This window comes from Gloeocapsa sp. DLM2.Bin57, from assembly GCA_007693955.1.
GTDB lineage: Bacteria > Cyanobacteriota > Cyanobacteriia > Cyanobacteriales > Gloeocapsaceae > Gloeocapsa.
On sequence record RECR01000133.1, the window covers coordinates 1 to 10546 of the forward strand.

The 10546-nt window shown below is 38.0% G+C and carries 7 protein-coding genes; 4 read left to right on the top strand and 3 right to left on the bottom strand.

The annotated features are described in order from the left end of the window. Window positions 1-28: 28 nt before the first annotated feature. From EA365_16450 to EA365_16460, 3 genes are all read right to left on the bottom strand, one after another. Window positions 29-271 (bottom strand): hypothetical protein, encoded by a 243-nt coding sequence (locus EA365_16450; protein ID TVQ41912.1) that lies wholly within the window; start codon window positions 269-271, stop codon window positions 29-31. A gap of 459 nt (window positions 272-730) precedes the next feature. After that, window positions 731-2392: a glycosyltransferase family 39 protein gene (locus EA365_16455; protein TVQ41913.1), complete on the bottom strand. Its 1662-nt coding sequence runs from the start codon at window positions 2390-2392 to the stop codon at window positions 731-733. After that, complete coding sequence (locus EA365_16460; protein TVQ41914.1) at window positions 2389-5181, bottom strand: pyruvate phosphate dikinase PEP/pyruvate-binding protein; 2793 nt, start codon at window positions 5179-5181, stop codon at window positions 2389-2391. Before EA365_16460 ends, EA365_16455 begins: the two co-directional genes overlap by 4 nt. A gap of 517 nt (window positions 5182-5698) precedes the next feature. Between EA365_16460 and EA365_16465 the strand changes: the two genes are divergently transcribed. From EA365_16465 to EA365_16480, 4 genes are all read left to right on the top strand, one after another. Then, complete coding sequence (locus EA365_16465; GenBank protein ID TVQ41915.1) at window positions 5699-7585, top strand: Rne/Rng family ribonuclease; 1887 nt, start codon at window positions 5699-5701, stop codon at window positions 7583-7585. A gap of 108 nt (window positions 7586-7693) precedes the next feature. After that, window positions 7694-7903 (top strand): photosystem I reaction center subunit IV, encoded by a 210-nt coding sequence (locus EA365_16470; GenBank protein TVQ41916.1) that lies wholly within the window; start codon window positions 7694-7696, stop codon window positions 7901-7903. Between the two features lies 1 nt (window position 7904). Next, entirely contained in the window at window positions 7905-8753 is an 849-nt protein-coding gene (locus EA365_16475; GenBank protein TVQ41917.1) for a DNA-formamidopyrimidine glycosylase, read from the top strand. 1 nt (window position 8754) lies between these two features. After that, on the top strand, window positions 8755-10110 hold the full coding sequence (locus EA365_16480; protein ID TVQ41918.1) for a UDP-N-acetylmuramoyl-L-alanine--D-glutamate ligase: 1356 nt from the start codon (window positions 8755-8757) through the stop codon (window positions 10108-10110). Window positions 10111-10546 lie beyond the last annotated feature (436 nt).

Consider the following 10546-nt stretch of genomic DNA (forward strand, 5'->3'; position numbering starts at 1 on the left):
GCTGGTTTTTGACGATTTCTGTCCTACTTCATTTGTGGGGCTGCCGAATGTGGGTACCAAGATTCCTCTGATAACGTCTGATGGCATGATTTCCGCCTGTGGCATAGATAATTCTACCTAGGTAAAAAACAAACTGCCATTGCTGCGATTTGGGTGCTTGTAATAACATACTACCAGAAAACTCTGATTTCTGCAATTCAACTAACAATCCCCCTTGTTTTTTGTCTAGGGAAGCGTTAAATAATTTTTGGGAATAAATAGTTAAAGTCATTCTTCTTTACTGTGATGTTGTTTTGACTACGCAGGGAAATTAGTTTAGGCAATAATTTAGTGCTATGATGTATAGTTTTGTCTCAATGCTCATAATTTATTTAAACATATTTTTAGATTTTACGCAATATTTCTTTACAATCGACCTGTCAAACTTCTATTTACGCATAAACACTTAAATAATTATCCGTAAATAAGTAAAATAAGTTGCCCTCTAACTATTTTCCCTAACAAAGATAGTAAATTTAACTAGTTAATTATACGTAAAAACTTTGACTTAAATAATTGGGTTTCTAGTTTTTTTATAGTTATAGTTAATTAGCTAACTTTGAATTATTCTTACTAATATACCCTGGGCAAAACATTATTTTGGTATATTAATACATATTTTAATAATTATTTAAGATTTTCCTTTTTGTTCTGAGTAAAAATACTATAGATCTATATTTTCCAATAATTGTCAATCTACGTCAACACGTAACAACAAATAAATTGCCTGTTGGTCTAGTATTTCGTAGTTTTTTTGGTTAAGATAGAAATTTTCTAACCTATCAATATAAGTTACAATTAATACTGAATCAACAGAATCCTGTTGAAGTGTTTCCCAATAATCAGTAAAACTGTTACTAGTGCGGAAAAATTTAAGATTATTTCCCGAATAAAAAACTAGACTTGGTTTTCTAAATCCTAACATCAAGATTTCTTCTGCTGGTTGCTTAAATTCCACTATGCTATTAGCTAGATTTCTTAAGGGATATTGACGAACTGTATCCATTAAAAAAGTGGTAGGTATTAAGACGAATAAAAAGAAGAAAATAAAGGTGATTATATTACTCCAAATAATCCAACGCCATTGTTTTCTGATTAAGAGAAATATTAGAGATAATCCACAGACAAACCAGATTAATCCAGCTAAAACAGGAATACCAGAAGTAGCTAAAATTTGGGGTAAATCAGCAACAGCAACATCAACATCAATAAATCGAGGACTTAACCAAAAAGCAATAGCTAAAACAAAGACAAAAATCAGATTAATAATGATGCTGATCAACATCGAGGTAGAGTATTTAGCTTCACCCCAATATAAACTTATCAATATACTAGCAGCGGGAATTAAAGGTAAAATATAACTCGGTAATTTAGTCGAAGCGATGCTAAAGAAAACGAAGATAGCTATTACCCAAATCACAGCAAATAGAGGTAATTGTTCAGGAGGAGATTGTTGACTCCAAAAACGACGACGCCAAAATTCTGTATTAGCGATCGCCCCTGGTAAATAAAGTGACCAAGGGATAAATAAAATCAACAACACAATAAAATAATAATACCAAGGTCCAGGGTGGTTACTGACAACTTCGGTGAAGCGTTGTACATTGTGATAACCAAAGAAAGTCTCAATATAATCACTGTGACGCTGACTGATTAATACAAACCAGGGAACAGCGATAACCGAGAAAATTACTGTCAACCAAATAATCCCCATTTCCCCGACAACGGTTTTGCACTTACCTACGTATAATAAAAAAGCTAAGATAATTAAACCAGGTAAAACCACTCCTACTGGACCTTTGGCTAAGACAGCTAAAGCCAGAGAAACAGCAGATAGGCTATACCATAAAGAGGGAAATTGCCATAGACTTAGGGTTGTTTTGCGTTGAGAAGCTTCAGCATATCCTGTAAAGAAGCATAATAAGCCACAACCCATACCAGCACTTAACAGCATATCAGAAACACCAGTACGTCCCCAAGCCAGACTATAGAAATTAAAACTAAGGATAGCAGGAACTAACCAAGCACTATTACTACTTTTATGAAAGCGTAAGACGGTGTAAAAAGAGACAAAAGTTAGAACGATCGCCCCTAAAGCTGATGGTAATCTTACTCCCCAGGTATTGACTCCGAATAAGTGAAAAGCGATCGCCATTCCCCAATAAATTAAAGGAGGTTTATCAAATCTAGTTTCCCCATTATAATAAGGGGTAATCCAATCACCAGTAAGAAACATCCCCTTACCTGCTTCAGCAAAAAGGGGTTCTGTTTCATCTACTAAACCTGTACTACCTAAAAACAATAAAAAAGCTAGAGAACACAAGACCCCACAATAAATTATAGCTTTGCTCATGCTAATATTTCCACCACACCTTGTTGACCATTGATTCTCACTCGTTGACCATCTTTTAGTACTTGTGTGGCATTTTGCAAATCCATGATCGCAGGTATGCCATATTCACGAGCAATAATAGCACCGTGAGAGAGACGACCTCCTACTTCAGAGATGATACCACCCGCGCGAACTAAAAAAGGTCCCCACCCTGAGTCAGTATAAGGTACAACGACGATCATTTCTTGATTAATCTCTTTAATTTCTTCTAGGTTGCGAATAATTTTGATTATTCCTGTTTTTTCCCCCCAACTAGCACCAATTCCGCGCAATTGTTGGTCTAAACAAGTATAATTTTGTGGGGTTAAATCTCCTGGATGGTTACCATAAACCACATAGGGGACATTTTCTACTTGAGTAATTTCTCGCCATTGAGTTTGTCTTTCCTGGATAAGCTTAGGATTAAATTTGCTCTTATCAGCAATAATTGCGGTAATTTCGGAGTATTCTAACCAAAAAATATCGTCTTTACTCTCTAATAACCCTAATCTTACCCATTCTTCCCCTAAAGCTAAGAAACTCCAACGCAGATAAGCAAGAAGTTGAGAGTAAACCTCTGTGACACGTCCTTTTAAATTAAGGCGTTGTTGTACAATTTGAGTAGCAAAATTAGCGGGAATTTCTTTAGTTGGTGGTTGAGGATAGAGTAGAAACTGGTAGAATAATTCTTCTACTAAACTAGGGTTATCTCCCCAACGAGGTACAGAAATATCTGTCGCAGTTTCACTTAGATAAGCGTAACGAGATACTAAAGCCTTAAATTTATCTAGAATAGGTTGATCTAGATGGTTAAATAACTCCTCGGAGTTAGCTACAGAAGGGATAATTTTAGCAGTATCTCTAGCTAATTCAGCCAGCGATCGCAGTGACTCCACCTCTGGTGTGAGACTATTATCTAAATCTTCTAGATCAACTTTCAAGATTCCCTGACGTAAAGCCAAACTCAGAGGAGCTAAAATACTATAGTAAGTAGCGCGTTGTAATGTGCTCAGAATAGCAGGTATTTGTCCAGGTAAATCAGCGGAAGGCCAAGACTGTAAACTAGTTAAGAGGGGTTGAAAATAAAGGCGATCGTCTCGTTGAAAATCTGTTACTAAACGCCATTCTCTCCCCAATAACCTTAACAAACCAGGGATATTAACCAGAGTAGATAACAGAGGAGGTTTAGTCATTTTTGCACCCCTAGTAAGAAATTCTAAACTTTCTCGAGGTAATCCCATTCTCAGAAAAATATCTCCTAACAGAGTAGCGTTAAAGTAAGCCCTTCCCCAGTGTAAAGTAGCTGTATCCTCAAAATTAAGACCAACAGCACGATTTCCCAAGACTATGGTAAAGATTTCACCCCAAACCCCACAAGTCAAAGGACGATTAATCGACCAAGTTAGAGGTTTAATGATACCAGGGATAACCTCAGCGGCTATTTTTCTCGTCCATAAAGGTTGTAGAGTAGTGATCGGTCGAGATTGTAATAACCACAGACGTTGACCATCATAAGTCCATTCTAGGTCTTCGGGAATACCAAAAGCGCGATTTTCTATCTCTCTAGCAATAGTAGCGATCGCCTCGATTACTGCTTCGGGTGATAACTCCAGACTATTTACCTTAGCATTATCCTTAACCATAACGCGGTGTGATTCTGGAGTTACTTTTCCTGAGACGACTAAACTAGCATCTCCAGGGTAAGCTTCAACTACTACAGCTTGATCACCTTGTTCTAAAGGATCGCGGCTAAAAACCACACCAGATAACACCCCTTTAACTTGCTTTTGGATGATTATCGCCATTTTCGCGGATTTTTGACCTCTATCTTGTCTATATTGTTGTGCAGACTCACTGAGATAGGAATCGCGACAGACAGCGATCGCCCTTTTGAGCTCAGCTTGATTAGTAATATTTAAAATACTTTGATACTGTCCAGCAGCAGAACTAAACTGATCATCCTCACCCACAGCCGAAGACCTTACTATATAAGGGTTATCTTCAGAAACTTGTAGCCATTCTAAATCAAAATCAATCTTCTCATCAGCAAGTAAAACCCAACCATCGGGAACTAGATAACCCCAGGACTTCAAAAGAGAGAGATTAGCTGCTTTTTGACCAACTTCTGTAGGTTTAAGGGACTTTTCTAGAGAGATTAAACCAGATTGACCACGTAAAAAATTAAACATACCTTGAGACTCCCTGTTAACCCCTTGAGTAGATAAATTCAAATCATCAGGAATATTACTAATTACCCAACCTAGAAGCAAAGATAAAACAATAGTAGCTATAATCAGAGCGGGTTGTTGAGGATGACGCCAAGCAATCACCACCACCAAAAAAATTAGGATGAAAACCTTACTCAATTGACGTTGACGCCAACCTAAAAAACTCAATCCTCCCAAACAGAAAACCAAAGCAGCAGCAAGAGGATCATGAGTAATTATACCCCAAAAAACATTAGTTGTACCCGCCCCCCTACCCAAGCAATAACGCCCCAAAACTAAAGCAATTAAAGCGATAATCTCCCAAACCCCCACACCAGGGAACAATAAACGAGCCAATAAGACTACCACAATACCTTTAGCAGCTTCTGAGAGTACCGCTAGGATACCTACTAACCTACCACCATGATAAAAAGCAGCGGATACCGAAACATTACCAGTTCCTAACTTTTCTAGTCTTTGCCCTGTCAAAGTATAATTAAGCCAATCAATTATGGGCAAAGCCCCCAGAGTAAAACTAAGAATAACTAAAATAATCTCTAACATATTTTGGCTGTTATTTGTTATAATGGATTAAGTGCGAATAAACAAAGGTTTTTCTCTAAATTATTCCCGAGAGACTTAAAAATGGCAATAATCAGAGGTTATTGAGCCAAAAATCTTAGCTTAATCTACCTCAGATTAGTTAAAATGTTGAGCAGCAAAATTAACTAAGCATTCCTAGATATTAATGGAAAAGACGAGAAAGTCGGCAATTTATCACCCATGTCCATTGACTTAATTAAGTATTATCCACGGTTAGACGAAACTAACCCGTTTTATCTTAACTATTATTCCCTAGTCTCCAGGAAAAAACTAAATCAGGATAAATTCCCCTTTACGACATCTAAGTATCTACCCAAAAGTATGGGAAGCTAACCCATCGGGAATAAATTTCCCCCCTTTGGTGAAGTAATGTGGCAATCTTGTTTAGCAGCGACTAGAGAAATAAGAGCGCGCGAAAAGTTCAAATCAGATCATTTAAATCATTTCTCAATGTAGAACAGAATTTTGAGGGAATTGCATGGCAAAACAGATTATTATTGCAGAACAGCATCATATAGCCGCTGTTTTTTCTGAAGATCAAATCGAAGAATTAATTGTAACATCAGGTAACCAACAAGTAAGTGATATTTACTTAGGCATTGTCGAAAACGTCATACCAGGAATTGATGCAGCATTCGTTAATATTGGTGATGCAGAAAGAAACGGCTTTATTCACGTCACCGATTTAGGACCATTACGTCTGAAAAAAACCGCAGGAGCAATCACCGAATTATTAGCGCCACAACAAAAAGTGCTCGTGCAAGTAATGAAAGAGCCAACGGGTAATAAAGGACCTAGACTAACGGGTAATATTACTTTACCAGGACGTTATCTAGTGTTAATGCCCCACGGTAAAGGAGTAAATCTCTCTCGACGCATCAAAAATGAAAACGAGCGCAGTCGCTTAAGAGCCTTAGCTATTCTAGTTAAACCCGCAGGAATGGGGTTATTGGTGCGAACGGAAGCAGAAGGTAAACCAGAAGAAGCGATTATGGAGGATTTAGAAAACCTTCTCAGTCAATGGGAATCCATCGAACAACAAAGTAATCAGAATAAACCCCCCGCTTTGTTGAATCGGGATGATGATTTTATTCAAAAAGTCTTACGGGAAGCATATACAAACGAAGTTAATCGCATAGTAGCGGACTCTCCCGCAGGTTTGAAAAGAGTTAAACAACAACTGAGTAACTGGAGTAATGGTCGTCCCCCCGAAGGAGTATTTATTGATCATTATCAAAATACTCAATCCATTCTGGATTATTTCCGCATCAACGCAGCGATTAAAGAAGCCCTTAAACCTAGAGTAGATTTACCCTCTGGTGGTTATATTATTATTGAGCCCACAGAAGCTTTAACGGTTATTGATGTTAACTCAGGTTCTTTTACTCGTTCCGCTACATCCCGAGAAACAGTACTTTGGACTAATAACGAAGCAGCTACAGAAATTGCCCGTCAATTACGGTTACGCAATATCGGTGGAGTGATTATCGTTGACTTTATCGATATGGATACCAAACAAGACCAACTTAAGCTCTTAGAACATTTTAATAAAACCTTGAGAGCGGATAAAGCTAGACCACAAATAGCTCAACTCTCCGAATTGGGATTAGTAGAATTGACTCGTAAGCGTCAAGGAAAAAATATCTACGAATTATTTGGACAAACTTGCTCCCATTGTGGAGGTTTGGGTTATTTAGCTCATGTACCTGGATTAAAAGAAGCTCAAGGGTTAGAAACCGCTAATACCAATGCTCCTCCCCCCGTTGCACCAGTTTTAAAAACTACTGAAACTTTAGTTTTACCAGATGTAGAGACTAAAGTTATACAAGAGTTAACAGAAGAACCAGAATTATTGACCAATGGAGAAGAACTCGAACAAAATGGAGCAAGTAACCAAATTCGCCGCAGACGCAGACGTCGTCCTGAAGAAGATGATTTAGCCGATACCCCTGCAACTATAACTAGCGAAAAAGATCAAGACTATACCCCTGTTCCTAAAAAAGAAAAAGATAGAACCATCTCTTTACGCAGTTCACGTCGAGAAGAGCCTAAAGTAGAAAAAATCTCTGTAGAAATGACCCCCTTAGAACAAGAAATATACGCTCTCATGGGCATTTCTCCTCTTTTACGCCTAGATAGACAGATCGACAATAACCAATCAGTCATTATTTCTGTTAAAGTACCCGAAGAAACTACAGAAACCACAGAAACACCCCTAACCTCGGAAATCTCCACAACTGAATCAATTACTGAAACTTGGGAATCATCCCCTGAAACAGATATGGAAGCAACAGAACTAGAAACCAATTCTACTATCATACGTCGCAAACGTCGTCGTTCTTCAGCTCTAGAAAATCAAGCTTAGTTGTAATAAAACTTAAGATGATCAAGTGCCTCAAAGGTCTCATCTAATAGTAACCTTTTAAAAGAACAACAAAATTAGATTATCTAAACAAGCAAGGGAAAAAAACTTATGGCAATTGAACGTGGGTCAAAAGTTAGAATTCTACGCAAGGAATCTTATTGGTATAAAGATGTTGGTACTGTTGCTAGCATCGATAAAAGCGGTATCCGTTATCCCGTGATTGTCCGCTTTGATAAAGTTAACTACACTGGTTATAGTGGTAGTCCTAGCGGCGTCAATACCAATAACTTTGCTCTAGATGAGCTAGAAGAAGCATAACTTGCCAGAACTTCCAGAAGTCGAAATCGTCCGCATTGGTCTTAATCAGCTGACTAGCGGTAAAACAATTCAAGGGGGAGAAGTGTTGTTAACTACTACACTGGCTCACCCTTCTTCCTTGTCTGAGTTTTGGCAAGAAATCAATAATACAACTATTCACAGTTGGTCTAGAAGAGGAAAGTATTTATTAGCATCTTTGCAAGATGATCGCCAACAACCCGCAGGGGTTTTAGGTGTACATCTACGTATGACGGGACAACTACTGTGGTTGCCCCAAAGTACCCCCCTACAAAAACATACTCGCTTACGCTGGTTTTTTGCTGATAATCAAGAGTTGCGTTTCGTTGATATCCGCACCTTCGGTAAAGTCTGGTTAATACCTTCGACAATAACACCAGAAACTATCATCACAGGATTACAAAAATTAGGACCAGAACCCTTAACTAACGGATTTACAATAGATTATTTATTAAATACTTTGGCCAAAACTCAACGGAACATTAAAACCGTTTTGCTAGACCAATCTATCATAGCAGGTATCGGTAATATCTATGCCGATGAAGCACTATTTAAAAGTGGTATTCACCCAGAAACTAGAGCAGCTGAATTGACTAAAGAAGAAGTAACTAAACTACATAGAGGGATTATAAATGTACTGCAAGAAAGCATCACCTACGGTGGGACAACTTTTAGTAACTTTATTAATGTGGTGGGGATTAATGGTAATTATGGTAAACTCGCTTGGGTGTATCGGAGAATGGGTCAACCCTGTCGAGTTTGCCAAACACCCATCGAAAGGTTAAAATTAGCAGGGCGATCTAGTCATTTTTGCCCTAAATGTCAAAGTTAACATGGACAAAGCTTACGTTGTCGGTTTGGGAAAGTCGGGAATAGCAGCAGCTAAATTGCTACAACAACAAGGTTACTCCGTAACTATTAGCGATCGCTCTTCTAATCCAGAATTACAAACAATCCAATCAAGTTTACAAAATCAAGGTATTACGGTAAATTTAGGCTCTATCCCTAATCTAGAAGACTCTCTACCTTCATTACTGGTGATTAGTCCAGGTGTACCCTGGGATACCCCTTGGCTACAACAAGCGCGCGATCGCGGTATAGATACCATCGGGGAACTAGAATTAGCTTGGCGTTATTTACAATCTCTCCCTTGGGTAGGGGTTACAGGTACTAACGGTAAAACTACTACTACCGCTTTAATCGCAGCTATGTTTCAAACCGCGGGACTTAATGCTCCTGCTTGTGGTAATATAGGCAATGCTGCTTGTGAATTGGCTTTAGGTTTGCTACCTGATTGGGTAATCGCCGAAATCAGTAGTTTTCAGATAGAATCTTCCCCCTATTTAGCCCCCCTTATCGGTGTTTGGACTACTTTTACCCCTGATCACCTCAATCGTCATTACACCCTAGAAAATTATTATCAGATTAAAGCTTCTTTACTTAAACGTTGTCAAGATCAAATTCTTAATGGAGATGACCCCTATTTAGCTAGTCAAGTCAGAGAATGGGAAAACGCTTATTGGACTAGTATCAAGGGTAAAACTCAATTAACTAGTCCTCCTGAACAAAGCGTTTATATCCAAGATAACCAAGTTATTGCTTTTGGTAAAACTATTTTACCTTTAACTAGTTTTAAAATGTCTGGGGAACATAACCAACAGAATTTATTATTAGCTGTAGCTGTAGCCAGTTTAGCTCAAATCGAACCCGAGGCGATTAAATTAGCTGTAACTAATTTTTCTGGTGTACCTCATCGTCTAGAAGATATATGTACTGTTAACAATATTCGCTTTATTAATGATAGCAAAGCTACTAACTATGATGCAGCTTTAGTAGGTTTAAAATCTGTTAACCCTCCCGTAATTCTGATCGCAGGAGGAGAAGCTAAAACGGGTGACGATCGCCCCTGGATAGAAATGATTAAAAGCAAAGTCGCTAAAGTCTTATTAATTGGTAAAGATGCTCCCACCCTAGCTGCAAGTTTAGAGCGATCGTCTTATACCGATTATCTCATCGTAGAAACCATGGAAAACGCCGTTAAACAAGCTTATCAACTCGCTCAATCTTTCCCTCATGCTGTTGTCCTTTTATCTCCTGCTTGTGCTAGTTATGACCAGTATCGCAGTTTTGAACATCGCGGCGATCATTTTCGCCAACTTTGTCTAGAGTTACTGGCAAGATCTAAGTAGGGCTTGCTGAGTAAATCTAAAACTTTGATTTGGTATGGGTTTAAAGTAGTTTTCTGTTCAAAAAAGTGTAAGATTTTCTAATGTATTATGCCAAAAAAGTTTATTTATGTCTTTTAATTACTTAAGTAGTATCTTGGATTCCGCACGTCTAATTGTAATAAGCGAGAAAGTAGTCAGGAGTCAGGAGTCGGGAGTCAGGAGGGGTAGTAATTAATACTTAGTATTGTTTGATTACACTTTAATTCATTTGGCAATCAGCAGGAAGTTTTCCCAAAAATTTAAGTACTTCTACTGAAAAAACAGGAAAAAACTATGTATTTTAAAAAAATATTCATACTACTGAATTCTGAATTCTGACTCCTCTTCATACTACTGTTTGACCTGCGGAAAGTGAGTTATAACCTTTCGCCTGTACTTGGTCGTTAATACTAAATGT